Annotated in this window: 21 protein-coding genes and 1 tRNA gene; 8 read left to right on the top strand and 14 right to left on the bottom strand. The window is 74.4% G+C overall.

What is annotated here, in order from left to right:
• Nucleotides 1-9 precede the first annotated feature (9 nt).
• The 5 genes from ACRYRX_RS04385 to ACRYRX_RS04365 all read right to left on the bottom strand — a co-directional run bounded on the left by ACRYRX_RS04385 (nucleotide 10) and on the right by ACRYRX_RS04365 (nucleotide 6169).
• Nucleotides 10-807: a universal stress protein gene (locus tag ACRYRX_RS04385; protein ID WP_432510591.1), complete on the bottom strand. Its 798-nt coding sequence runs from the start codon at nucleotides 805-807 to the stop codon at nucleotides 10-12.
• A gap of 131 nt (nucleotides 808-938) precedes the next feature.
• Nucleotides 939-2219: an NAD(P)/FAD-dependent oxidoreductase gene (locus tag ACRYRX_RS04380; protein WP_432510590.1), complete on the bottom strand. Its 1281-nt coding sequence runs from the start codon at nucleotides 2217-2219 to the stop codon at nucleotides 939-941.
• A gap of 65 nt (nucleotides 2220-2284) precedes the next feature.
• Nucleotides 2285-2770, bottom strand: coding sequence for an Lrp/AsnC family transcriptional regulator (locus ACRYRX_RS04375; RefSeq protein ID WP_432510589.1), 486 nt, complete (start codon nucleotides 2768-2770; stop codon nucleotides 2285-2287).
• Between the two features lie 34 nt (nucleotides 2771-2804).
• Entirely contained in the window at nucleotides 2805-4241 is a 1437-nt protein-coding gene (locus tag ACRYRX_RS04370) for a gamma-aminobutyraldehyde dehydrogenase (RefSeq protein ID WP_432510588.1), read from the bottom strand.
• Nucleotides 4241-6169 carry a primary-amine oxidase gene (locus tag ACRYRX_RS04365; protein WP_432510587.1) on the bottom strand — a complete coding sequence of 643 codons (1929 nt, stop codon included), beginning with the start codon at nucleotides 6167-6169 and terminating at the stop codon, nucleotides 4241-4243. Before ACRYRX_RS04365 ends, ACRYRX_RS04370 begins: the two co-directional genes overlap by 1 nt.
• Before the next feature lie 181 nt (nucleotides 6170-6350).
• Between ACRYRX_RS04365 and ACRYRX_RS04360 the strand changes: the two genes are divergently transcribed.
• Nucleotides 6351-7889: an APC family permease gene (locus ACRYRX_RS04360; RefSeq protein ID WP_432510586.1), complete on the top strand. Its 1539-nt coding sequence runs from the start codon at nucleotides 6351-6353 to the stop codon at nucleotides 7887-7889.
• A 43-nt stretch (nucleotides 7890-7932) separates the two neighbouring features.
• Here ACRYRX_RS04360 and nagA read toward each other — a convergent pair whose 3' ends face one another.
• Both nagA and ACRYRX_RS04350 read right to left on the bottom strand, forming a co-directional pair.
• Nucleotides 7933-9027: an N-acetylglucosamine-6-phosphate deacetylase gene (gene nagA, locus ACRYRX_RS04355; protein WP_432510585.1), complete on the bottom strand. Its 1095-nt coding sequence runs from the start codon at nucleotides 9025-9027 to the stop codon at nucleotides 7933-7935.
• Complete coding sequence (locus ACRYRX_RS04350) at nucleotides 9024-10079, bottom strand: SIS domain-containing protein (RefSeq protein ID WP_432510584.1); 1056 nt, start codon at nucleotides 10077-10079, stop codon at nucleotides 9024-9026. The genes nagA and ACRYRX_RS04350 overlap by 4 nt, the downstream gene beginning before the upstream one ends.
• A gap of 83 nt (nucleotides 10080-10162) precedes the next feature.
• Here ACRYRX_RS04350 and ACRYRX_RS04345 point away from each other — a divergent pair, with 83 nt between their 5' ends.
• Nucleotides 10163-11038 (top strand): MurR/RpiR family transcriptional regulator, encoded by an 876-nt coding sequence (locus ACRYRX_RS04345; protein WP_432510583.1) that lies wholly within the window; start codon nucleotides 10163-10165, stop codon nucleotides 11036-11038.
• 12 nt (nucleotides 11039-11050) lie between these two features.
• Here the strand turns inward: ACRYRX_RS04345 and map are convergent, their stop codons facing one another.
• On the bottom strand, nucleotides 11051-11818 hold the full coding sequence (map, locus tag ACRYRX_RS04340) for a type I methionyl aminopeptidase (RefSeq protein WP_432510582.1): 768 nt from the start codon (nucleotides 11816-11818) through the stop codon (nucleotides 11051-11053).
• 62 nt (nucleotides 11819-11880) lie between these two features.
• Here map and ACRYRX_RS04335 point away from each other — a divergent pair, with 62 nt between their 5' ends.
• The 3 genes from ACRYRX_RS04335 to argG all read left to right on the top strand — a co-directional run bounded on the left by ACRYRX_RS04335 (nucleotide 11881) and on the right by argG (nucleotide 15041).
• Nucleotides 11881-12150 (top strand): helix-turn-helix domain-containing protein, encoded by a 270-nt coding sequence (locus tag ACRYRX_RS04335; protein WP_432510581.1) that lies wholly within the window; start codon nucleotides 11881-11883, stop codon nucleotides 12148-12150.
• Nucleotides 12147-13490, top strand: a complete 1344-nt coding sequence (locus ACRYRX_RS04330) for an FAD-binding oxidoreductase (protein WP_432510580.1) — start codon at nucleotides 12147-12149, stop codon at nucleotides 13488-13490. The genes ACRYRX_RS04335 and ACRYRX_RS04330 overlap by 4 nt, the downstream gene beginning before the upstream one ends.
• Nucleotides 13491-13628: 138 nt before the next feature.
• Nucleotides 13629-15041: an argininosuccinate synthase gene (gene argG, locus ACRYRX_RS04325; RefSeq protein WP_432510579.1), complete on the top strand. Its 1413-nt coding sequence runs from the start codon at nucleotides 13629-13631 to the stop codon at nucleotides 15039-15041.
• A 212-nt stretch (nucleotides 15042-15253) separates the two neighbouring features.
• On the opposite strand, the gene ACRYRX_RS04320 is transcribed toward argG, so the two are convergent.
• Together ACRYRX_RS04320 and ACRYRX_RS04315 are read right to left on the bottom strand one after the other, a co-directional pair.
• Nucleotides 15254-16435 (bottom strand): dihydrodipicolinate synthase family protein, encoded by a 1182-nt coding sequence (locus tag ACRYRX_RS04320; RefSeq protein WP_432510578.1) that lies wholly within the window; start codon nucleotides 16433-16435, stop codon nucleotides 15254-15256.
• Nucleotides 16432-17580 (bottom strand): Gfo/Idh/MocA family protein, encoded by a 1149-nt coding sequence (locus ACRYRX_RS04315; RefSeq protein ID WP_432510577.1) that lies wholly within the window; start codon nucleotides 17578-17580, stop codon nucleotides 16432-16434. Before ACRYRX_RS04315 ends, ACRYRX_RS04320 begins: the two co-directional genes overlap by 4 nt.
• A gap of 284 nt (nucleotides 17581-17864) precedes the next feature.
• Between ACRYRX_RS04315 and ACRYRX_RS04310 the strand changes: the two genes are divergently transcribed.
• Genes ACRYRX_RS04310 through ACRYRX_RS04300 form a run of 3 tightly spaced genes read left to right on the top strand, consistent with a single transcriptional unit; the run spans nucleotide 17865 to nucleotide 20832 of the window.
• The gene (locus ACRYRX_RS04310; RefSeq protein WP_432510576.1) at nucleotides 17865-18884 is read left to right on the top strand and encodes an efflux RND transporter periplasmic adaptor subunit; all 1020 of its coding nucleotides are present in this window, start codon (nucleotides 17865-17867) and stop codon (nucleotides 18882-18884) included.
• Complete coding sequence (locus tag ACRYRX_RS04305; RefSeq protein WP_432510575.1) at nucleotides 18884-19621, top strand: ABC transporter ATP-binding protein; 738 nt, start codon at nucleotides 18884-18886, stop codon at nucleotides 19619-19621. Before ACRYRX_RS04310 ends, ACRYRX_RS04305 begins: the two co-directional genes overlap by 1 nt.
• Complete coding sequence (locus ACRYRX_RS04300; RefSeq protein WP_432510574.1) at nucleotides 19618-20832, top strand: ABC transporter permease; 1215 nt, start codon at nucleotides 19618-19620, stop codon at nucleotides 20830-20832. The genes ACRYRX_RS04305 and ACRYRX_RS04300 overlap by 4 nt, the downstream gene beginning before the upstream one ends.
• Before the next feature lie 51 nt (nucleotides 20833-20883).
• On the opposite strand, the gene ACRYRX_RS04295 is transcribed toward ACRYRX_RS04300, so the two are convergent.
• From ACRYRX_RS04295 to ACRYRX_RS04280, 4 genes are all read right to left on the bottom strand, one after another.
• Nucleotides 20884-22248 (bottom strand): cystathionine beta-synthase, encoded by a 1365-nt coding sequence (locus ACRYRX_RS04295; RefSeq protein ID WP_432510573.1) that lies wholly within the window; start codon nucleotides 22246-22248, stop codon nucleotides 20884-20886.
• Nucleotides 22249-22298: 50 nt separating this feature from the next.
• Entirely contained in the window at nucleotides 22299-22661 is a 363-nt protein-coding gene (locus ACRYRX_RS04290; protein WP_432510572.1) for a hypothetical protein, read from the bottom strand.
• 22 nt (nucleotides 22662-22683) lie between these two features.
• Nucleotides 22684-23514, bottom strand: coding sequence for a Bax inhibitor-1/YccA family protein (locus ACRYRX_RS04285; protein WP_432510571.1), 831 nt, complete (start codon nucleotides 23512-23514; stop codon nucleotides 22684-22686).
• 92 nt (nucleotides 23515-23606) lie between these two features.
• A tRNA-Leu gene (locus ACRYRX_RS04280) sits at nucleotides 23607-23690 on the bottom strand.
• Nucleotides 23691-23702 lie beyond the last annotated feature (12 nt).

Raw genomic sequence — 23702 nt, 5'->3', positions numbered from 1 at the left:
CCCCGGGGACTACCGCCCGGCCGCGACGGTGGCGCGCTCGCGCAGGTCGACGACGTGCTCGCGCCCGGGGCGCCCGCCGGGCGGGACGACCACGACGGGCGCGCGCAGGGTCCCCACCGGCAGTTCGGCCTCCGAACCCCCGGCCACGACGACGAGGTCGCCGACGACGAGCCGCTGCGGCACGACGTCACCCGCGGCGCCCTCCACGACGTCGGCGTGGACGGGGCGGTGACCGGCCGACGACAGGCGGGCCCGGGCGAGGTGGTGGCGGCCGGCGGCCTCGAGGTGGGCGTGGCGGCGGTCCGCGCCGCCCGGGCCGGGCGCCTGCCACGTCGTCAGCAGCCGCAGCGGCAGGTCGGGGCCGCGCTCGACGGCCCAGTCGGCCACGGCCTGCTCCGCGGAGGACAGCACCAGCACCCGGCGGGTCGCGGTGAGCACCGCCCGGGGCCCCACGAGGACGACCGGCACGGGGCAGCGGGCCAGCACGGCGGCGAGGACCTCCCCCGTGCCCGGGCCGGCGGCGGTGAGCCCGTGGCCGCACCCGAGCACGAGGAGGTCGCTGCGCGCGGCGGCGGCCAGCAGGGCGTGCGCGGCGTCGTCGGTGGTGACGGTGACGTCGACCCGGGGTTCGCGGCCGGGGACCCGCAGCAGCTCCTCGGCGAGCACGGCGTCGAGGTCGGTGTGACCGGCCCCGGGGCCGAGCAGCACGTGCAGCGGGCGGTCCGCCGCGGCGCAGTCCTGGACGGCCCACCGCAACGCCCGCCGCGAGGCACCCGAACCGGAGAATCCCACCGTCGTCGCGTGCACGCCGCCTCCTCGCGGGTCCGGGGCCGGGGTGCTCGGACCCGGCGCCCCCCGATCCTCTCCCCGCGACGTCCTCAGCACAACGCGTGACGACGGGCTCACGAGTGGCCGCTCACCCGTTCGGGTCAACCCGGTCAGTGGCCGGTGAGCCGCCCCAGCAGGCCCGACAGCGGGGTGCGGCGCCCCAGCACGGACTCCGCGGTGTCGGCCGCCCCGGCCAGCCGCAGGCCCGCGGTGACCGCCGCCCAGCGCAGCGGCTCCGGTTCCCAGCGCGGGGGCACGTGCCCGAACCACGGCAGCCGCAGCAGTTCGGAGTCCGTGCCGGTGATCGCGTCGGCCAGCGTCCGGCCCGCGAGGTTCGAGGCCCCCACCCCGTCGCCGACGTACCCGCCGGCGCTGCCCAGGCCCGTCGCCGGGTCGTACCGGACGGCGGCGTGCCAGTCGCGCGCGATGCCCAGCGGACCGCCCCAGGCGTGGGTGAACCGTGCCCCGGCCAGCAGGGGGAACATGTCCCGCACCGTCTCCCGCAGCGCCCGGAACACCCGTTCCTCCCGGTCGAACTCCGGCCGGACCGCGGACCCGAGGTGGTACGGGGCGCCGCGACCGCCGAACACCAGCCGGTCGTCGGCGGTCCGCTGGCCGTAGACGACGACGTGCCGGTGGTCGGAGAACGTCTCGGCGCGGGCCAGGCCGGCGTGCGCCCAGAACGCGGCGGGCAGCGGTTCGGTCGCCACCACGAGGGAGTAGACGGGGACGACCTCCCGGCGGGAGAACCGCTCGGTCCACGCCTCGGTGGCCCGCACGACGTGGCGGGCGCGGACGCGGCCGCGGTCGGTGTCGACCCGCCGGGGCCGCAGGCCCAGGGCCCGGGTGCCCTCGACGACCCGCCCGCCGCGGCGCTCGACGGCCCGGGCCAGGCCGCGCACCAGCCGCAGCGGGTGCACGCGGGCGCAGTCGGGGGTGTACGTCGCGCCCAGCGCCCGCGTCACGCCCACGACCTCCCGGGTCCGCTGCGCGTCCAGCAGCCGCAGCCGCTCGGGGCCGCCGGCCCGCTCGTCGGCGGCGACCTCGGCCGTCGCCCGGGCCAGTTGCGCGGGGTTGCGCGCGACGACGACGGTGCCCCCGCGGGCGAAGTGGCAGTCGACGTCCTCGGCCCGCACGAACCGCTCGACCTCGTCGAGGGTCCCGCGCATCGCGGCCCGCAGCGCCCGCGCGGCCGCGGGGCCGTGCTCGGCCGTCAGGGCGGCGGCGCTCTGCGGCAGCAGGGTGGAGCACCAGCCGCCGTTGCGGCCGCTGGCGCCGAAACCCACCCGTTCGGCCTCGACGACGAGGACGCTCAGCGCGGGGTCGCGCTCCAGGAGGTGGTACGCCGTCCACAACCCGGTGTACCCGGCCCCCACGACGCAGACGTCCACGTCGACGTCCCCGTCGAGGGGTTCGCGGGCCGGTTCGGGCGGGGCCGTGTCCGCCCACAGCGACGTCAGCGCGTCCCCCAGTTGTAGAGCTGCTTGCGCAGCTTGAGGTAGACGAACGTCTCGGTGGCGACGACGCCGGGGATGGACCGGATCTTGTCGTTGATGAGTTCCAGCAGGCCGTCGTCGTCCTCGCAGACGACCTCGACGAGGACGTCGAAGGAACCGGCGGTCACGACGACGTAGTCGATCTCGGGGAGTTCGACCAGCCGGTCGGCGACGACGCGGGTGTCGCCCTCGGCGCGGATCCCGACCATGGCCTGCCGGGAGAAACCCACCTGCAACGGGTCGGTCACCGCGACGATCTGCATGACGCCGCCGTCCAGCAGCCGCTGGACGCGCTGCCGGACGGCGGCCTCGGACAACCCGACGGCCTTGCCGATGGCCGCGTACGACCTCCGGCCGTCCTCCTGCAGGACCTCGATGATCCGCTTGGAGACGTCGTCGAGGGCGGGGGCGGGGTGGCGGTTCGGCACCCGCAGGATCCTAGTCACCGCCCCACCCCCACCGTCGTCGAGGAAACCCGGCTCAGGAGTCGAGGTTGGCCATGACGTGCTTGACCCGGGTGTAGTCCTCGAACCCGTACATCGACAGGTCCTTGCCGTACCCCGACTGCTTGAAACCCCCGTGCGGCATCTCCGCCACCAGCGGGATGTGCGTGTTGATCCACACGCAGCCGAAGTCCAGCGCCGCCGACACCCGCATCGCCCGGCCGAAGTCCTTCGTCCACACGCTGGAGGCCAGGCCGTACCTCGTCCCGTTCGCCCAGCGCAGCGCCTCGTCCTCGTCGGTGAACCGCTGCACCGTGATGACCGGCCCGAAGATCTCGTCCTGCACGGCCTCGTCGTCCTGCTGCAGCCCCGACACCACGGTGGGCTGGTAGTAGAACCCGTTCGCCAGTTCCCCGGTGCCGCGCGAACCCCCGGCGCCCAGGACCGCGTGGTCGGGCAGCCGGTCCACGAAACCGGAGACGTGGGCGAGCTGGTTGGCGTTGTTCACCGGGCCCAGCGCGGCGTCGGCGTCGTCGGGCAGGCCGAGCCGGGTGTTCCGGGCCTGCTCGGACAGCGCGGCGACGAAGTCGTCGTGCACCCGCGGCGCGGCCAGGACCCGGGTCGCCGCGGTGCAGTCCTGCCCGGCGTTGAAGTACCCGGCCGCGGCGATCGCCTCGGCGGCCGCGGCGACGTCGGCGTCGTCGAACACCACGACCGGCGCCTTGCCGCCCAGTTCGAGGTGGACCCGCTTGACGTCCTTGGAGGCCGACTCCGCGACCTGCATCCCGGCCCGGATCGACCCGGTGATCGCGACCAGCCCCGGGGTCGGGTGCTCCACTAGCGCCCGGCCGGTGTCCCGGTCGCCGCACACGACGTTCAGGACACCGGGCGGCAGGATCTCGTTGGCGACGCGCCCCAGCAGCACCGTTGAGGCCGGCGTGGTGTCCGACGGCTTCAGCACCACCGTGTTGCCCGCCGCCAGCGCCGGGCCGATCTTCCAGATCGCCATCATCAACGGGTAGTTCCACGGCGTGACCTGGCCGACGACCCCGATGGGCTCGCGCCGCACCCAGGAGGTGTGACCGGCCAGGTACTCCCCGGCCGAGCGGCCCTCCAGGACGCGGGCGGCGCCGGCGAAGAACCGCAGCTGGTCGACCGCGGGCGGGATCTCGTCGCTGCGGGTCAGCGCGACGGGCTTGCCGGTGTTCTTCACCTCCGCCGCGATGAACTCCTCGGCGCGGTCCTCGATCGCGTCGGCGAGGTCGAGCAGGAACTTCTGCCGCTCGGCGGGGGTGGTGCGCCCCCACGACGTGAACGCCGACGACGCCGCGGCGTAGGCGGACTGGACGTCCTCGGGGGACGACAGCGGGGCCGTGGCGTACACGGACCCGGTCGAGGGGTCGACGACGTCGCTGGTGCGGCCGTCGGAGGCCGGGACGGACTTGCCGTCCACGACGTTGAGGAGCGTCTCCATCAGTTCTTCTTCCCTCCGGTGGGTGGTCGGTGGCAGTGCGCCGGCGGTGGTTCCGGCAGGTCGAGGGCGGGGTTGCGGTCGAAGAACCCCGCGGGGGCGAGCCGGAACCGGACGGCGTCGGACGGCATGACGGGCCAGTCCTCCGGTCGCGGCACGTGGTGGATCCCGAAGACGTGCCACAGCACGACGTCGGTGTCCTCCAGCGGTTCGTCGTCGGCGATCCACCGGGTCATGCCGAGGTCCTGCTCGCTCTGCGTGGGGTGGTCCCCGGCGGGCCACAGCTCGTCGTCGTGGTGGCGCGTCACCCACACGTCGTGCCCGATGACGGGGGCCCGCAGGAACTGCGGGGCGTCGGGGGCGAACAGGTGCGGGATCGCGTCGGGCGTCAGGAGCTTGTACGCGGTGGGGGTGCCCCAGGCGTTCGTGCGGCGGGTGCTGGTGACCTTCCAGACGCGCTGCTTCTGCCGGTCGACGTCGCGGCCGGCCTCCCGCTCGGAGCGGATCGGGGTCGACGTCGTCGCCACCGCGAGGCCGTGCGGGTTGTCCGGCCCGGTGGGCACGACGTGGCTGTCGACCTCGTGGACGGTGCCGTGCGGGCCGTCGACGTCGAGGTCGAGGCGGGCCACCAGGAAGTGCTGGTGGATCGGGGCGTAGGTGCGCTCGTCGACGAGGGTCCCGGTGGCCGGGGTCGGGTCGCCCGCGGCGATCGGGGTCGTCACCATGATCCCGGTGGCGCGGACCTCGCACTCGACCGTGCCGTCGAGGTACAGCCGCCAGTACACGAGGTACTCGTAGTTCGCGACGGTGGCGTGGAAGGAGACGACCATCCGGCGGGACCGGCGGACCTGCGCCCCGGACCGCTCGTCGACGTGCTTCCACAGGACGGCGTCGTCCTCCTCGTGCAGGCAGATCGCCTGCGGCACCGTGTACGGCTCACCGCGGGAGTCGGTGAGGACGGCGTCGAGGTAGCGGATCTCCCCCAGGCAGTCGCACCCCAGTTCCAGGGAGGTGGTCATGTACCCCAGCCCCCACTCGCCGATGTCGTAGGCGGTGCGGCGGCGGTGGTCGAAGGACGGGTCGCGGTAGGGCACGACCATCTCGGCGAACGAGAGGCGGTAGCCGATCTCGCGGCGCTCGGAGCCGTCCACCCAGGCGAGCTGGTGCAGGACCAGGCCCTCGCGGTGGGTGAAGCCGAGCCGCACCGACCAGTTCGCCCAGCGCAGCTCGCCGTCGTCGCCGATCGTGAAGGACGGGCCCTCGGGCTGGGTGATCTCCAGCGGCCGCAGGTCGTCGCGGGGTTCGAGGTCCAGCAGCGACGGCAGGTACTCCCCCCGCGTGGCGGCGTCGGGCACGGCCGGCCCCTCCTCGACGTCGAGGAGCTCGAAGGTGTTCACGTCGACGACGAACTTCAGCCCGCTCACGGGGTGGGCGTAGGGGTTGCCGTCGGGGGTCCCGCGCCGCCACACGTCGACCCAGCCGAGCCGGCGGTCGCGCCACTGCGGCGGCATGACGGCGGCGCCGTAGGTCCAGGTGTCGAGCAGGACGAGGTCGAGGTCGGTGATCCCGCGCGCGGCCAGCGCCGCGACGACCCGCGGCTCGGCCTTCAGGGCCTGCTCGACCTCGTGGAACTCGTCGAGGGTGAAGTTGGGGGTGACGCCGGGCAGGTGGTCGAACCGCTCGACCGTCCCGGCGACGAGGTCGACGACGCTCTCGGAGGTCCGGTTGTCGGCGCGGTCCCACAGGATCGAGCGCGCCCGCCGCGGGACCGCCTCCCCCGGGCGCCACTCCCGCACCCGCGCCTTGGGGGGCTCGTCCAGCGCCACGCCGGCGAAGCGGGTCGTGGGGGTCAGCCGCCCGGCGGCCCGCAGGACCTCGAGGTTGCGGCGGAACTCCTGCGCCTCCAGCGGGGCCAGGGGGTGCGCGGGCACGGTGGACCTCTTCCGTCGTCGGGGGGCGTGCGCGGCCAGTCTGACGGCAAGTTCGGCCGTCAGCAAGAGTGAGCCACGATTTCCGTCGCGAAAGAGGGTTTCAACGACGGATTCCGTGATCTCACATCGTCCGCTGGTAGTGTCCTCGGGTTCCGAACCGCCCTGACCCGCAGGAGATCCGATGGCACGTACCGACCACCCTCCCGACACCGCCCCCGTCCCGTCCGCCGGCAAGGGCCTGGAGAACGGCGCCCTGGGCCTGTGGGGCAACACCGTGATCGGCCTGGGCGCCACCGCGCCCGTCTACAGCCTCGCCGCGACCCTCGGGTACGTCGTGCTGGCGGTGCACGACAAGGCACCGGCGATGTTCCTCGTCGCGTTCGTCCCCATGCTCCTCGTCGCGATCGCCTACCGGGAGCTCAACCGCGCCGCCCCCGACTGCGGCACCACGTTCACCTGGGGCACCAAGGCGTTCGGGCCGTGGGTCGGCTGGATGGGCGGCTGGGGCGTGGCCGTCTCGGCCATCATCGTGCTCGCCAACGTCGCGGAGATCTCCGCGGTCTACACCCTGCGCTTCCTCGGCCTCGACGGCGCGGCCGAGAACCTCCTGCTCCGCACGGCCCTCGGCCTGGTGTTCATCGTGGGCATGACCTGGGTCAGCTACCGCGGGATCATCATCTCCGAGCGCCTGCAGAACGTGCTCATCATCGTGCAGTTCGCGGTCCTGGCGGTCGTCTCCGTCGGCGCCCTGTACCTCGTCTACACCGGCGGCGCCGGTGAGCAGGCCGTGCGGCCGACGTGGGACTGGTTCTCCCCGGCCGGGGTGAGCGGTTCGGCGATGGCCGAGGCCGTCATCCTCTGCATCTTCATCTACTGGGGCTGGGACGCCTGCCTGGCCGTCAGCGAGGAGACGAAGGACGCCGACCGGACCCCCGGGCGCGCCGCGCTGCTGGCCACCGTGATCCTCGTCGTGACGTACGTCCTCGTGGCCGTCGCCGTGCAGGCCTACGCCGGTTTCGGGACGACGGGCATCGGGCTGAACAACCCCGACAACGCCGACGACGTCCTGTCCACCCTGGGTGCCCCGGTCGGCGGTGCGGTGCTGTCCGGGCTGCTGCTGGTGACGGTCGCGATCTCCGCGGCGTCCTCGACGCAGACCACGATCCTGCCCACGGCCCGCGGGACCCTGTCGATGGCGGTCTACGGCGCGCTGCCGCAGCGGTTCGCGAAGGTCCACCCGAGGTTCAAGACGCCGTCCTTCGGGACGCTCGTGATGGGCGCGGCCGCCGTGGCCTTCTACGTCGTCCTGAGCCTGGTCAGCCAGAACGCGCTGCAGGACTCGATCGCCTCCCTCGGCCTGGCCGTCGCGTTCTACTACGGCATCACGGCGTTCTCCTGCATCTGGTACTTCCGGCGCACGCTGACCCGCTCGGCCCGCGACTTCCTGCTGCGCGGCCTGCTGCCCGCCCTCGGCGGGCTCGGGATGCTGTGGGCGTTCGTCCAGAGCAGCGTCGACATGCTCGAACCCGACTACGGGTTCACCACGTTCGGGCCGCTCGGCGGGGTGTTCGTCATCGGCGTCGGCATGATCGTGCTGGGGATCCCGCTGATGCTGCTGTGCGCGGTGCGCCTCAAGGCGTTCTTCCGGGGCGAGACCCTCGACGCGGACACGCCGATCCTCGTGCCGGAGACGGGCGAGCCGCCCATCGGCGGCCTGTGACGGACCGCGGGGCCCGGACCACCGGTCCGGGCCCCGCGCTCGTTCAGGCCAGGACGCGGCGCACGGTCAGGTCGTCGGTGAGGACGACCGCCCCGCCGCGGGCGCCGGGCTCGAGGTGCCCCACGTCGGCGCGGCCCAGCAGCCGCGCGGGTGCCGCGGTGAGCGCCGCGAGCGCGTCGTCGAGGTCGACACCGGCTCCCACGGCGACCCGCAGGGCCTGGTCCTGCGTGAGGGTGCTGCCGGCGATCGTCGACGACCCGGTCAGCCGCGCCACCCCGTCCTCGACGTCGACGTCGAGGCCGCCGAGCCGGTAGCGGCCGTCGTCGGCACCGGTCGCGGCCATCGCGTCGGTGACGAGCGCGACCCGGCCCCGGCCGGCCCGGCGGGCGGCCAGGGCCACCACGAGGGGGTGCAGGTGGACGCCGTCGGCGATGAGCTCGACGGTGACGCGGTCGTCGTCGAGCAGGGCCGCGACGGGCCCGGGGTCGCGGTGGTGCAGGGGCGGCATGGCGTTGAACAGGTGGGTGGCCGCGCGGGCACCGGCGTCGACGGCGCGGCGGGCGAGGTCGGCGTCGGCGTCGGTGTGGCCGACGGCGGCGACCGCCCCGGCCGCGGTGATCCGCTGCACCGCGGCGAGCCCGCCGGGCAGTTCGGGGGCGATGGTAACGACGCGCACGAGCCCGGTGCCCAGCAGCCGGTCGAGGTCGGCGGGGTCGGGCTCGCGCAGCAGGGCGGGGTCGTGGGCGCCGTGGTGGGCGGGGCTGAGCCAGGGACCCTCGAGGTGGACGCCGGCCAGGACGCCGTCGGTGACGAGGTCGCGGTAGGCGTCCAGGGTCGCGGCGAGCTCGTCCAGCGGCCGGGTGACGAGGCTGGCGACGAGGGTGGTCGTCCCGTGCGCGCGGTGGGTGCGGGCGACGGTGAGGGCGTCCTCGACGGAGCCGCCGAAGCTCGCCCCGCCCCCGCCGTGGCAGTGGACGTCGACGAACCCGGGGACGACGTGGGCGCCCTCGACGGTCTCGTCGGCGGCGGGGGCGGGCCCGGTCCCCACCTGCACGACGTCGGCCCCGCGCAGCAGCGCCCAGCCGTCGGGCAGGACGCGGCGGCCGGTGCGGACGGTGCCGCGGGCCAGGACGCTCACCGGGTCTCCGTGACCTTGCGCAGCCCGCGGGGGGCGTCGGGGTCGAGGCCGCGGGCGACGGCCATCTCCAGCGCGAGCCGCTGGAGGGGGACGATCTGCACGACGGGGGCGAGGTCCTCGGGCATGCCGGCCGGCAGGTCCAGCCGGACGGTGGCGCCGGGGGCGAGCCCGGCGGGGGCGACGGCGCAGACGTCGGCGCCGCGGTCGTGCAGGGCCTGCAGGACGGGGGCCACGGCCTCGCCGCCGGGTCCTTCGGGGACGACGGCGATGACGGGCCGGTCGGCGTCGACCATGGCGAGGGGGCCGTGCATGAGGTCGGCGGCGGAGAACGCCTGGGCCGACAGGTACGACGTCTCCATGAGCTTGAGCGCCGCCTCGCGGGCCGTGGGGTAGGAGTAGCCGCGGGCGGTGAGGACGAGGCGGTCGACGAACCGGTAGCGGGCGGCGACGTCGGGGACGTCGTCGGCGTGGACGGCCTGGTCGAGGAACCGGGGGACGTCCTTCGCGGGGGTGAGGTCGCCGCCGCGCCAGGTGGTGACGAGCAGCCACAGGGTGAGCAGCTGCGCGGTGTAGCTCTTGGTGGCGGCGACGGCGAGCTCGGGGCCGGCGTGGACGTCGAGGTGGTGCTCGGCGGCCCGGGCCAGCGGGGAGGACGGGTTGTTGGTCACCGCGAGCGTGATCGCGCCGGCGCGGCGGGCGGCGGCGGTGGACTCGACGAGGTCGGGTGACCCGCCGGACTGGCTGATGCTGATCCACAGCACGCCGCGCAGGTCGGGGGTGGCGCCGTAGACGGTGAGGGTGGAGGTGGAGGTGAGGCCGCAGGGCAGCCCGAGGCCGATCTCCAGCAGGTACTTGGCGTAGAGGGCGGCGTGGTCGCTGGTGCCGCGGGCGGTCAGCAGCACGGTGCGGGGTGCGGCCTCGCGCAGGAGGGCCGCGACGCGGGCGAGCTCGCCGCCGGCGGCGGTGAGGACCCGGTCGGCGACGGCGGGTTGCTCGGCGATCTCGGAACGGACGAGGTGACCACGGGGGGCGTTCACGGGGACTCCTGGCATCGGTGCGGCGGGCCTGAAGGAAGTTGACACGACCGTACCCGCGCGTGAAAGTTCTCGCCAGACCCTCGTCGGACGGAGTTCCCGTGCCCACCCCCGACCCCGCGTCCCTGCGCGCGCACCTGCTCGCCGCCCTCCCGGCGGCGACGGCCTCGGGCGCCCGCGTCCTGACCGCTCTGCTGGAGGACCCCGCCGCGGCCGCCCAGCTGACCGTCACCGACCTCGCGGCCCGCACCGGCACCAGCGAGGCGACCGTCGTGCGCACCGCCCGCTCGCTGGGTTTCCCCGGGTACCCGCAACTGCGGCTGGCGCTGGCCGCCGCGGGCCCGGCCCCCGAACCGGCGGCGCTGCTCACCGGGTCGCTGGAGGACCCCGCCGACCTCGCCGACGTCGTCACGACCCTGGCGGCCCTGGAGAGCGAAGCGGTCACCGCGACCGCCCGGACCCTCGACCTGACCGCGCTGGCCGGGGCGGCGGACAGCCTGCACCGGGCCCGCGTCGTCGACTGCTACGGCCTGGGGGTCTCGGCGTCGCTGGCCGCCGACTTCGACCACAAGGCCGTCCGGGTCGGGGTGCTCACCCGCCTGCGCACCGAGGGGCACGCGGCCCTGGTGAGTTCGGAGACCCTGCGGGCCGGCGACGCCGCCGTCGTGGTCAGCCACTCCGGGACGACCCCGGACGTCGTCGCGGCGGCCCGGCGCGCCCGCGCCCGCGGGGCCGCGGTCGTCGCGGTGACGAGCTCGCCCGGTTCCCCGCTGGCCTCCGGCGCCGACCACCTCCTGCTCGCCACCGGTCGCGAGACCGCCTACCGCGCAGGGGCGCTGGCCAGCCGCGCCGGGACCGCCCTGGCGCTGGACTGCCTGTACGTGGCGCTGGTGCAGCGGTTGGGGGGTGCGGCCAGCGACACCCTGCGGCGCACCCTGGAGGCCGTCGAGGAACCCCGCTCCGGCCGCCGCCGCTGACCGCACCGGCCCTCAGGGCAGGGTGAGGACCACCGGCCCGTCGGCGGTGACCGCGACGGTGTGCTCCTCGTGGGCGCCCTGGCTGCCGTCGACGCTGCGCATCGTCCAGCCGTCGTCGTCGGTGCGGTAGCCGGGGTTCCCGCCGGCGGTGAACCAGGGTTCGACGGCGATGACGAGGCCGGGCTTGAGCACCATCCCGCGCCCGGCGCGGCCGTCGTTGGGCACCGAGGGGTCCTCGTGCATGGTGCGGCCGACGCCGTGGCCGCCGAACTCGGTGTTCACCCCGCACCCGTGCCGGCGGCCGACGGCGCCGATGGCGGCCGAGACGTCGCCGATGCGGTGGCCGGGGACGGCGGCGGCGATCCCGGCCGCGAGGGCCTCCTTGGTGGCGGCGACGAACTCGGGGTCGCCGGGGCGCGGGGTGCCGACGCTGAACGTCGTGGCGGCGTCGCCGGCCCAGCCGTCGAGGACGGCTCCGCAGTCGACGCTCAGCAGGTCGCCGTCGCGCAGCTCGTACGGCCCGGGGATGCCGTGCAGGACGGCGTCGTTGACGGAGGCGCAGATGACGCCGGGGAACGGGGTGTCGGCGAAGCCGGGCTGGTAGTCCAGGAACGGCGACGTGGCGCCCGCGCCGAAGATCACCTCGCGGGCGACGGCGTCGAGCTCGTCGAGCCGGACGCCGGGGGCGGCGTGCGCGCGGACCGCGGCGAGGGCCTGCCCCACGACGCGGCCGGCTGCGCGCATGGCCTCGATCTCGCTGGGCGTCTTGAGTTCCACCACGGTGCTCCTCCAGGTCGGTATTCTTCTACCGGTATAACTGTACCGGTATTAGTATCACCCCCATGGTCCGGCCACCGCTGCCCGAAGAGGTCCGCGCCCGAGGACGACGCCTGGGCGAACTGCTGCGCACCGCCCGCGGGAACCTCACCGTCCCCCAGGTCTCCGCCCGCTCCGGCGTACCCGCCGAGACGCTGCGCAAGATCGAGGCCGGTCGCGTCCCCACCCCGGCGTTCTTCACCGTGGTCGCCCTCGCCGAGGCCCTGGACCTGCCGCTGGCCGACGTCGTCGAGCACTGCACCCCACCGGTCCCCGCCGCCGAGGGAGCCGCGTGAACCCGCCCCCCGGCACGCTGACCGGCCTGCTCACCGACCCCGCCTCCCGCGCGGCCGTCGCGACCGACCGGTCCGGGCACGTCCCGGCCACCCCGCCCGACGGCGTCGTGCGGGCCCGGGACGTCGAGGACGTCGTGCGGACCCTGCGCTGGGCCACCGAGCACCGCACGCCCGTCGTCACCCGCGGCGCCGGGACGGGCCTGGCGGCCGGGGCCAGCGCGCACGCCGGGGAGGTCGTCCTGGACATGTCCGGGATGGACCGCATCCTGCAGATCCGTCCCGACGACCAGGTCGCGGTCGTCGAACCGGGCGTCCTGACGGCCGACCTCGACGCCGCCGCCGGGGAGCACGGCCTGTTCTACGCCCCCGACCCCGCCAGCGCCGCGATCTCCACCATCGGCGGGAACATCGCGACGAACGCCGGCGGCCTGCGCTGCGCCAAGTACGGCGTGACGCGCGAGGCCGTCCTGGGCCTGGACCTCGTGCTGGCCGACGGCCGCCGCGTCCGGACCGGGCGGCAGACGGTCAAGGGGGTCGCCGGGTACGACCTGACCGGCCTGGTCGTCGGGTCCGAGGGGACGCTCGCCGTCGTCGTCGGCGCGACCGTGCGCCTGCGCCCGCGCCCCGCCGAGGTCGCCACCCTCGCCGCGCACTTCGACGACGTCGTGACCGCCGCCGCGGCCGCCTCGGCCATCACGGCGGCGCGGCTGCAGCCGTCGGTGCTGGAACTGGTCGACTCGGTGACGCTGGAGGCCGTCGACGCCGCCCGCGGGTCGTCGCTGCGGTCGCTGGGCGGGGCGGTGCTGGTGGTGCAGTGCGACGGCCGGGGCGCGGGCGCCGAGATCGACGCCGTCGGCGCGGTCGTCGGCCGGTCCGCCACGACGTGGCGCTCGACGACGGACCCCGCCGAGGCCGACGACCTGCTCGCCACCCGGCGGGCGGCGCTGCCGGCCCTGGAGGCGACCGGGGACGTGTTCATCGAGGACATCTCCGTGCCGCGCTCGCGACTGGCCGACGCCGTGCGGGGGGTGCAGGCGATCTCGGCGCGGACCGGGGTGCGGATCGCGACGGTCGCGCACGCCGGCGACGGCAACCTGCACCCCGTCGTCGTGGTCGAGCGCGGCGGCACGGTGACCGAGGGGCCCGCCTGGGACGCCGCGTGCGCGGTGTTCGAGCTGGCGCTGGAGCTGGGCGGGACGCTGACGGGCGAGCACGGGGTCGGGCTGCTGAAGCGGACGTGGTTGCGGGCCGAGCTGGGTCAGGACTGCCTGGATCTTCAGCACGACCTCAAGCGCGTCTTCGACCCGCTGGGGATCCTCAACCCCGGCAAGGGGATCTGACCGCGGCGGTCGAGGACACCTCACCGCGATCAAGGACACCTCACCGCGATCAAGGACACAGGTGTCCTTGATCGCAGGGGCGTCGGCCACCGGATGGGTGCTTTGCATGTTCATGCAGGGGTGTGCATACTGTTCCGCATGTCCAAGGTGCTCACCTCCCTGCCCGCCGGCGAGCGCGTCGGCATCGCCTTCTCCGGTGGTCTCGACACCTCCGTCGCCGTCGCCTGGATGCGGGAGAAGGGGTCGGTGCCCTGCACCTACACCGCCGACATCGGCCAGTACGACGAACCCGACATCGCCTCGGTGCCCGGCCGCGCGCAGGCCTACGGCGCCGAGCTGGCCCGCCTCGTCGACTGCCGTTCCGCCCTCGTGGAGGAGGGCCTGGCCGCCCTGACGTGCGGGGCGTTCCACATCCGCTCCGGCGGCCGCAGCTACTTCAACACCACCCCCCTGGGCCGCGCCGTGACCGGCACGCTGCTGGTGCGCGCGATGCTGGAGGACGACGTCCAGATCTGGGGCGACGGGTCCACCTACAAGGGCAACGACATCGAGCGGTTCTACCGCTACGGGCTGCTGGCCAACCCCGCGCTGCGCATCTACAAGCCGTGGCTGGACGCGGAGTTCGTCACCGAGCTCGGCGGCCGCAAGGAGATGTCGGAGTGGCTGCAGGCGCGCGACCTGCCCTACCGCGCGAGCACCGAGAAGGCGTACTCGACCGACGCGAACATCTGGGGCGCCACCCACGAGGCGAAGCGGCTCGAGCACCTCGACGTCGGCGTGGAACTCGTCGAGCCCATCATGGGCGTCCGGTTCTGGGACCCCGCCGTCGAGATCGCCCCCGAGGACGTGACGATCGGTTTCGAGCAGGGCCGCCCCGTCTCCATCAACGGGGCCACCTTCGAGGACGCGGTGGACCTGGTGCTGGAGGCCAACGCGATCGGCGGCCGGCACGGCCTGGGCATGTCCGACCAGATCGAGAACCGCATCATCGAGGCGAAGTCCCGCGGGATCTACGAGGCGCCGGGCATGGCCCTGCTGCACGCGGCGTACGAGCGGCTCGTCAACGCGATCCACAACGAGGACACCGTCGCCAGCTACCACAACGAGGGCCGCCGCCTGGGCCGCCTCATGTACGAGGGCCGCTGGCTGGACCCGCAGTCGCTCATGCTGCGCGAGTCCCTGCAGCGCTGGGTCGGCAACGCCGTCACCGGGTCGGTCACGCTGCGGCTGCGCCGCGGGGAGGACTACTCGATCCTCGACACGCAGGGCCCGGCGTTCAGCTACCACCCGGACAAGCTGTCGATGGAGCGCACCGAGGACTCCGCGTTCGGCCCGGTCGACCGCATCGGCCAGCTGACCATGCGCAACCTCGACATCGCCGACTCCCGCGCCAAGCTGGAGCAGTACGCCGGGCTCGGCATGGTCGGCAGCTCCCAGGTCAGCCTCATCGGCGCCCTGGAGGCCGGGGGCGCCGAGGCCATCGCCTCGCGGGGCGAGACGAGCGAGGACGAGCTGCTCGACCGCGCGGCCATGGAGGCCGGCACCGACTGACCCGGCCCTCCCCCGACGGCCCGCCGGCCCCCGCCGCCCCGGGGGGGCCGGGGGGCGGGGGGCGGCGGGGGGGGGGGGGGCGGGGGGGCGGGGGGGGGGGGGGGGGGGGGGGGGGGGGGGGGGGGGCGGGGGGGGGGGGGGGGGGGGGGGGCGGGGGGGGGGGGCGGGGGCGCCCCGCCCCCCCCCCCCCCCCCCCCCCCGGAGCCGGTCCCTCAGAACCCGTGGACGGCGAGGTAGCGGCTCATCCGGTCGGCCGCGCCGGCGGGGTCGGTGAGGACGCCGGCCTCGTCGGCGAGGGCGAACGTGCGGGCCTGGTGCACGGCGCTGCGCGCGGAGTGCAGGCCGCCGACCATGGCGTACCCGGGCTGGCGGCCGTCGAGCCAGTTGAGGAACGCGATGCCCGCCTTGTAGTACGGGGTGGGAGCCCCGAAGACGTGCCGGGCCAGCGGCACGGTGGGGTCCAGCGCGGCGCGGAACCCGGCGGTGTCGCCGGCGTCGAGGCGGACGAGGGCGGCCGCGGCGACGTTCGCGATCCCGGCGAAGATCCCGAGCAGGGCGTCGGAGTGGTGCTGCCCGTCGCCCTCGACGAGCTCGGGGTAGTTGAAGTCGTCGCCGGTGTAGAGCCGGACCCCGGCGGGCAGCCGCCGCCGCAGGTCCTCCTCGTGGCCGGCGTCCAGCAGCGAGACCTTCACGCCGTCGACGTTCGCGGCGTTGGCGGTGACGAGGTCGACGAAGACGTCGGTGGCGGTGGCGACGTCGGGCGCGCCCCAGTACCCGGCCAGGGCGGGGTCGAAGACCTCCCCGAGCCAGTGCAGGACGGCGGGGCGGCGGACCTGGGACAGCAGCCCGGAGTAGAGCCGCAGGTAGTCGTCGGGTCCGGTGGCCGAGGCCGCGAGGTGCCGGGAGGCCATGAGGATCGGCTGGGCGCCGGCGTCCTCGACGATCTGCAGCTGCTCCTCGTAGGCGGCGCGGACGGCGTCGAGCCGGTGGGCGCCGGGGGCCAGCTGGTCGGTCCCCACGCCCGCGGCGATCCGGCCGCCGACGGCCGCGGCCTCGCGGCTGCTGCGGCGCACGAGCTCGGTGGTGGCGGTGAAGTCGAGCCCCATGCCGCGCTGGGCGGTGTCCATGGCCTCGGCGACGCCGAGGCCGAGGGACCACAGCCGGTGCCGGAACGCCAGGGTGGAGTCCCAGTCGAGGTCGGCCGGGGCGCCGGGGACGTTCTCGGCGCCGGCGCGGGGGACGACGTGGGCGGCGGCGAAGACGGTGCGGGTGCGGGCCGGTCCGGCCGGGACCTCCCAGGCGACGGGTTCGCGGACGGCGTGCTCGACGAACCCGTCGGCCGTGGGCAGCCGCAGGGTCCGGCCGGTGAGGGGCCGGTCGAGGGTGACGGTCACAGCGAGATCTCCGGGAGTTCGACGCGGCGGCCCTGCGCGGAGGAGGCCAGCCCGGCCTCGGCGAGCCGCACTCCCCGTGCGCCGGAGAGGAAGTCGTACGGGTTGGGGGTGTCGGCGACGACGTGGCGGACGAACTGCTCCCACTGCACCTTGAACCCGTTCTCCAGCACGGCGTTGTCCGGGACCTCCAGCCAGTCGTCGCGGTAGCGGTGCTGCTCGGGCAGGTCGGGGTTCCAGACGGCCTTGGGGGTGGCGGCGCGGGGCTGGACGCGGCAGCCGAACAACCCGGCGACGGCGCTGCCGAGGGTTCCGTCGACCTGGAACTCGACGAGTTCGTCGCGGTCGACGCGCACGGCCCAGGAGGAGTTCAGCTGGGCGATGATGCCGCCCTCGAGCTCGAAGATGGCGTAGGCGGCGTCGTCGGCGGTGGCCTTGTACGCCTCGCCCTTCTCGTCGTGGCGCACGGGGACGTGCGTGACGGCCTTGGCGGTGACGGCCTCGACGGGGGCGATGGTCTGCTCGAGGACGTAGTTCCAGTGGCAGAACATGTCGGCGACGATCCCGCCGCCGTCCTCGGCGCGGTAGTTCCAGCTGGGCCGCTGGGCGCTCTGCCAGTCGCCCTCGAACACCCAGTAGCCGAACTCGCCGCGCACGGAGAGGATCTCGCCGAAGAACCCGGAGTCGACGAGGCGCTTGAGCTTGACCAGGCCGGGCAGGAACAGCTTGTCGTGGACGACGCCGTTCTTCACGCCGGCGCGGGTGGCGGCGCGGGCGAGCTCGACGGCCCCCTCGAGGGTCTCGGCGGTGGGTTTCTCGGTGTAGACGTGCCGGCCGGCGGCCATGGCCTTGTGCAGCGAGGCCTCGCGGACGGCGGTGAGCTGGGCGTCGAAGTAGAGCGGGTAGTCGTCGTCGGCCAGGGCCGCGTCGAGGTCGGTGGTGTAGTGCTCGAGGTCGTGCCGGCGCGCGATGTCGCGCAGCTTCTCGGCCGAGCGGCCGACGAGCAGGGGTTCGAGCTGCACCCGCGACCCGTCGGGCAGTTCGACCCCGCCCTGTTCGCGGATCGCCAGGACGGACCGCAGCAGGTGCTGCCGGTACCCCATCCGACCCGTCACGCCGTTCATGACCACACCGAGGCGTTGCACCATCGCTGCCTCCTCCAGTCTCAGGTTTGGGAATGCGCTTTCCAGAGGCTAGAGCCCCACCCCCGTCCGGGGCAAGGACCCCGGAGCACCGATCCCCCGCGCCGGTGCGGGAGGGAACCGTGGTGCGGGAGTGGTTGAGCAGCCGATCACCGACGCGGTCCGTGGAGGTTCCGCGACCTCCCTCGCCGCGCGCTCAGGCGCTGCTAGGTTCCGGCACAGTCGCTCGGGGGGACGACAGCTTGCACCGTGCACCAGCGACCCCCGGCCGCTGGACCGGAGGTGTCGCAGTGGGTGTCGTACGCACCATCGTCTTCCCCGCCCTCAGGCTGGTCGTCTGGGCGCTCATCGCGGTCGCGCTGCTGTGGATCGCGTTCGTCCGCACCGGGCAGGACGACGCCGACGCCGCGGCCAGCCCCTACGCGGTCGTCGACCCGCCCGCCGCGACCGTGACGCGCGGCGACGTCGTCAACACCGTCAACCTCCAGGGCACCATCGAGGCCGACCCCGCGACCACGGTCAAGTCCACCGCCGCCGGGCAGGTCGGCCGGGTCCGGGCCGAGGTCGGCCAGGACGTCGACAAGGGCACCCCGCTGTTCACCGTGGTGGTGACCGTCGACCCGCCCGCCCCCACCGACCCAGCCGCACCGCCGGCCCCGCCCACCACGAAGACCGTGACGGTCACCTCCACCGTCGCGGGCACCCTCGCCACGCTCGACGTCCTCGCCGGCCAGGACGTCACCATCGGGGCAGCCGTCGCGACCGTCAGCCCCGGCACCCTCACGGTGTCCGCGCCGCTGACCCAGGCCCAGCAGTTCCGGCTGCTGGCCCCGCCGACCACGGCGCAGGTCACCGTCCCCGGCGGCCCCGGGACGTTCGAGTGCACCGGCCTGCGCACCGGGAACCCGACCTCCACGCAGGAGACGCCGCCCCCGGGCGGCGGGTTCGTCGACCCCTACGCCGACCCCTCCTCGTCCATGACCGGCGCCACCGTCACCTGCGCAGTGCCCGACGGCGTGCAGGTCTTCGCCGGGCTGACCGCCACCGTCGACGTCACCGCCGGGCAGTCCACCGGCGTCCTGCTGGCCCCCGTCACCGCCGTCCGCGGCAGCGTCGGCACCGGCACGGTGTGGACCGTCGGCGACGACGGCTCCCGGACCGAGACCCAGGTGACCCTCGGGCTGACCGACGGGCAGAACGTCGAGATCCGGGACGGCCTCACTGAGGGCCAGCAGATCCTGCAGTTCGTCCCGAACACCGACACCCCGGCCGACCAGTTCGGCGGCGGGATGTACGGGATGGGCTACTGATGGCCCCGGCGGACCACGTCGTCTCCCTCAGCGCCGTCAGCCGCAGCGTGCGGCTGCCCGACGGCAACGACCTGCACATCCTCACCGGCGTCGACCTGCACGTCGACCGCGGCGAGCACGTCGCCGTCGTCGGCCGCTCGGGGTCGGGCAAGTCGACGCTGCTGAACATCATCGGCCTGCTCGACGCCCCCACCAGCGGGCGGTACCTGCTCGACGGCGAGCCCGTGCAGGCCCGGTCCAACCGGCGGACGGCCAAGCTGCGCGGGCAGACGTTCGGTTTCGTGTTCCAGCAGTTCAACCTGCTGCCCGGCCGCACCGCCACCGAGAACGTCGCGAACCCGCTGCTGTACGGCAGCAGCCGGGAGTTCCTGCACCGCAGGAAGATCGCCCGCCAGATGCTCGAACGGGTCGGGCTCGGCCACCGGCTCGACACCATGCCCGAGAAGCTGTCCGGCGGGGAGCAGCAGCGGGTGGCGCTGGCCCGCAGCCTGGTCCGCCGGCCCCGCGTCCTGCTGGCCGACGAACCCACCGGCGCCCTCGACGTCGACACCGGCTCGGCCGTCATGGACGTGCTGGAGGAGCTCGTGCGCGACGACGGCACGACGCTGGTGACCATCACCCACGACCTGTCCGTCGCCGCACGCGCCGACCGGCAGTTCCGCCTCGACCACGGCGTCCTCACCGAGATCACCGACGACGCCCTGGCGGCGGCGACGGCCCACCGGGAGACGCTGTGACGGGGTTCCTCGCGGCCGTCACGGAGGCCTGGGGCGAGATCCGCGTCAACCGGGTGCGGGTGGTCCTGTCCCTCGTCGGGGTGTTCCTCGCCGTGTTCGCGATGACGACCATCACCGCGGTCGGGAACATGGGCCGGCAGATCATCGGGGAGAGCTCCGAACGCGCCGGCGGCCGCCCGGCGACGCTGCGGGTCGACGCCTCCCCCACGACGCAGTCGACCCCGGAGACGACCCGCGAGGCCGCGGAGGCGTTCGCGGCGGCCGCCGCCCGCCACGACGTGAGCTGGTGGGGGAAGACCGGGTTCGGTCAGCTGACGGTGCGGTTCCCGGCGGGCACCCAGCTGGTGTCGGCCACCACGGTGGACCCCAGCTACGGCCCCATGCACCGGATGATCGTCACCGAGGGGCACTGGTTCAGCGCCGCCGACGACACCGCCTTCTCCCCCCGGCTCGTCGTCAACGACGGGTTCCTGGACCAGCTCGGCGGGTTCGACGCCGCGAACCCGCCGACGGTCGTCCTGGGCGGGGACACCCCCGTCACCGCGACCGTCGTCGGGGTCTCCAACCCGACCGGCAGCGACCCGACCTACCCGCAGGCGTGGGTGCTGAACTCGGCCGTGGAGCGCTGGAACCTGGCGGACCCGACGTCCTCCTCACCCCCGAGCCTGGAGGTCTGGGTCCCCGACGCCGACGTCGACGCGCTGACGCAGGCGCTGCAGAGCGAGGTGCAGTCGAGCCTGCCGGGGTTCTCCGTGTACGTCTCGCGGGCCGACGCCGGCGCCGAGCTGGGGATCGTCGACGCGGTCCTGTCCTACGGGGTCCGCGGGGTCGGGGTCTTCGCGCTGCTCCTGGGCGGGATCGGGGTGCTCAACGTGGGCCTGGTGACGGTGCGCCAGCGCATCCGGGAGATCGGGGTGCGCCGCAGCTTCGGCGCGACCGGGGGCCGGGTGTTCTTCGCGGTGCTCCTGGAGAGCGTCGCCGCGACCTTCGTCGCCGGGTTCCTCGCGGTGATGCTGTCGATCATCCTGGTCTCGAACTTCCCGCTGCAGTCGGTCCTGCCGGCCGGGCTGACGCTGGAGGACGTGCCGCCCTTCCCGGTCTCCGCGGCCGTCGAGGGCCTGCTGGCGGCCACCCTCGTCGGGGCGCTGGCCGGTCTGGTGCCCGCGACGATGGCGGTGCGTGCCAAGGTCATCGACGCGATCCGCTACTGAACGTCCGGGGCCGGGCCGCGGCCCGGCCCCGGGACGGACCTCAGGGCGACCTCAGTGGGACAGGGCCAAGTAGGCCAGCAGGTCGTGGCGGGTGATGACGCCGACGGGCTTGCCGTCCTCGACGACCACGGCCGCGTCGGCGCCGGTGAACACCTCCCGGGCGTCGGCGACGGACTGCCCCGACCCGACCAGCGGCAACGGCGCGCCCATGTGCGCGCTCACGGCGTCCGACATCTTCGCCCGGCCGGTGAACAGCGCGTCGAGGACCTCGCGCTCGTTGACGGACCCGGCGATCTCACCGGCCATGACCGGCGGCTCGGCCCCCACGACGGGCAGCTGGGAGACGCCGTACTCCCGCATGATCTCGATGACGTCGTGCACGGTCTCCGTCGGGTGCGTGTGCACCAGCGCCGGCAGCCCGGCGCTCTTGTGCCGCAGGACGTCCCCGACGGTCCCGCCCTCCTCGGAGTCCAGGAACCCGTAGGAGGCCATCCAGTCGTCGTTGAAGATCTTGCCGAGGTACCCGCGGCCCCCGTCGGGCAGCAGCACCACGACGACGTCGTCGGGGCCGAGGTCCTTCGCCGCGCGCAGCGCCGCGACCACCGCCATCCCGCACGACCCCCCGACGAGCAGGCCCTCCTCGCGGGCCAGGCGCCGCGTCATGAGGAAGGAGTCGGCGTCGGAGACGGCGATGATCTCGTCCGGGACCGACGGGTCGTACGCGCTCGGCCAGAAGTCCTCGCCCACGCCCTCGACGAGGTACGGGCGGCCGGTGCCGCCGGAGTACACCGACCCCTCGGGGTCGGCGCCGATGACGCGGACCGGGCCCTGCTCCTTGAGGTAGCGGCCCGTGCCGGTGATGGTCCCGCCGGTGCCGACGCCCGTGACGAAGTGGGTGACCTTCCCCTCGGTGTCGGCCCAGATCTCCGGGCCGGTCGTCTCGTAGTGGCTGCGCGGGCCGTGGACGTTGGCGTACTGGTTCGGCTTCCACGCGCCCTCGATCTCGCGGACCAGGCGGTCGGAGACGGAGTAGTACGACTGCGGGTCCTCCGGCGGCACCGCCGTCGGGCACACCACGACCTCCGCGCCGTAGGCCTTCAGGACGTTGCGCTTGTCCACCCCGACCTTGTCGGGGCACACGAACACGCAGCGGTAGCCGCGCTGCTGGGCGACCAGCGCCAGGCCGACGCCGGTGTTGCCGCTGGTGGGCTCGACGATCGTCCCGCCCGGCTTCAGGGCACCCTCGGCCTCGGCGGCCTCGATCATGCGGGTGGCGATGCGGTCCTTCACGGAGCCGCCCGGGTTGAGGTACTCGACCTTCGCGAGCACCGTGCAGGCCAGGCCCTCGGTCACGCGGTTGAGCTTGACCAGCGGGGTCCCACCCACGAGGTCGACGACGGTCTCGGCGTAGCGCATGGGCCCATCATCGCCCACCGGACGAGGGGGCCCGCACGGGCCGCGCGCCGTCACAGGGCCCGGCGCACCGCCGCCACCACCTCCTGCGCGGCGGCCAGCGCCGCCGCGTCGCCGAAGCGCACGACGTCGGCGCCGACGACCGCGAGCTGGTCCCCCAGGCCGTGGGTGCCCACGCGCGGCAGCTCCCGCCGGGGTTCGCCCTCGGCGTCGGCGGCCAGGTCGGCCAGCGCCTGCGCCGCGGCGCGCACGGCGTCGGCCGGGCTCCCGGCCCCCTCGACGGCCCGCTCCAGGCGGGACAGCGGCAGCCCGCGGACCCGGTCGGCCTGCAGGCCCAGGGAACGACGGAGCTCGGCGCGCTGAGGTTCCAGCGCGCCGAGCTCGGGGTCGGTCTCGTGCGGCGTCGGGTCGTTCACGCCCGACAGTCGATCACACGCGTCAGTCGCTGCTGCCGCGCAGGATGGCGATGAGCCGCAGGATCTCCAGGTACAGCCACACCAGCGTCACCATCAGGCCGAAGCCGGCGCGCCAGGACTCCTTGACGGGCAGGCCGTTGCGGATGCCCTGCTCGACGTAGTCGAAGTCGAGGACGAGGAACAGCGAGGCCAGGACGACGCCGAAAGCGCTGACCAGGATGGCCAGCGGCCCGCCGCCGGAGTAGGCGCTGGCGCCCGTGACGGCCCACAGGCCCAGGTTGACCAGGCCGAAGACCAGGTACCCGACACCCGCGATGAGCAGGATCTTCGTGAAGCGCGGGCTGTTGCGGACGATGCCCGTCTTGTAGGCGACGAGCATCCCGGCGAACGCGGCGAGCGTGCCGAGGACGGCCTGGCCGATGATGCCGTCGTACAGCGAGGCGTAGACCGCCGAGATGCCGCCGACGAACAGGCCCTCCAGGGCCGCGTAGGCGAACATGACGCCCGGGCGGACCTTCCGGGACACCTGCGCCCAGATGCCGAGGACCATCGCGACCAGGGCCGCGCCGATGATCGGCAGGAAGGACAGCGTCCCGCCGCGGACACCGAAGTACCCGGCGGCCGCACCGACGAGCAGGACGGCGAACAGCGACGCCGTCCGCAGGACGACGTCGTCGAGGGTCATCCGGCGCGACTGCGCCGAGGTGGCGGACGGCTTCTGGTACCAGTCCTCGAGCGTGCGGGCCGAGGCGTCCGCGGGCCGGCGCTGGGCCGAGCTGGGCGCGTCGAACGTCGCGTAACCGTTCCGCTTCCACTCGTTGCTGCGCGCGAAGACCGGGTTCTTGCTCTCCATGGCTCCCCTCCGGAGCTGATGATCCTTGTCGGTTGCAACGACCGGGGAGGGAGCACCGTTCCCCGCACCGATCACGGAGTCATCACGATGAGTACCCGGGACGGGGATCGAACCCGCACGCCGCGAACGGCCCGGGGGTTTAAGCCCCGTGCGCCTACCAGTTACGCCACCCGGGCCTGCGCGGGCCC

The organism is Kineococcus lubricus (assembly GCF_050871965.1).
Taxonomy (GTDB): domain Bacteria; phylum Actinomycetota; class Actinomycetes; order Actinomycetales; family Kineococcaceae; genus Kineococcus.
Note: the sequence above shows the minus strand (reverse complement) of the source record. Positions and strands in the feature narration are given on the sequence as shown.

Excerpts from the sequence above, each read along its gene's own strand:
- ACRYRX_RS04335 (WP_432510581.1), top strand. The coding sequence starts at position 11,881 with ATGGTCCGGCCACCGCTGCCCGAAGAGGTCCGCGCCCGAGGACGACGC.
- ACRYRX_RS04315 (WP_432510577.1), bottom strand. The coding sequence starts at position 17,580 with ATGGTGCAACGCCTCGGTGTGGTCATGAACGGCGTGACGGGTCGGATG.
- ACRYRX_RS04295 (WP_432510573.1), bottom strand. The coding sequence starts at position 22,248 with ATGCGCTACGCCGAGACCGTCGTCGACCTCGTGGGTGGGACCCCGCTG.
- ACRYRX_RS04370 (WP_432510588.1), bottom strand. The coding sequence starts at position 4,241 with ATGGAGACGCTCCTCAACGTCGTGGACGGCAAGTCCGTCCCGGCCTCC.
- ACRYRX_RS04285 (WP_432510571.1), bottom strand. The coding sequence starts at position 23,514 with ATGGAGAGCAAGAACCCGGTCTTCGCGCGCAGCAACGAGTGGAAGCGG.
- ACRYRX_RS04360 (WP_432510586.1), top strand. The coding sequence starts at position 6,351 with ATGGCACGTACCGACCACCCTCCCGACACCGCCCCCGTCCCGTCCGCC.
- ACRYRX_RS04350 (WP_432510584.1), bottom strand. The coding sequence starts at position 10,079 with ATGCCAGGAGTCCCCGTGAACGCCCCCCGTGGTCACCTCGTCCGTTCC.
- ACRYRX_RS04305 (WP_432510575.1), top strand. The coding sequence starts at position 18,884 with ATGGCCCCGGCGGACCACGTCGTCTCCCTCAGCGCCGTCAGCCGCAGC.
- argG (WP_432510579.1), top strand. The coding sequence starts at position 13,629 with ATGTCCAAGGTGCTCACCTCCCTGCCCGCCGGCGAGCGCGTCGGCATC.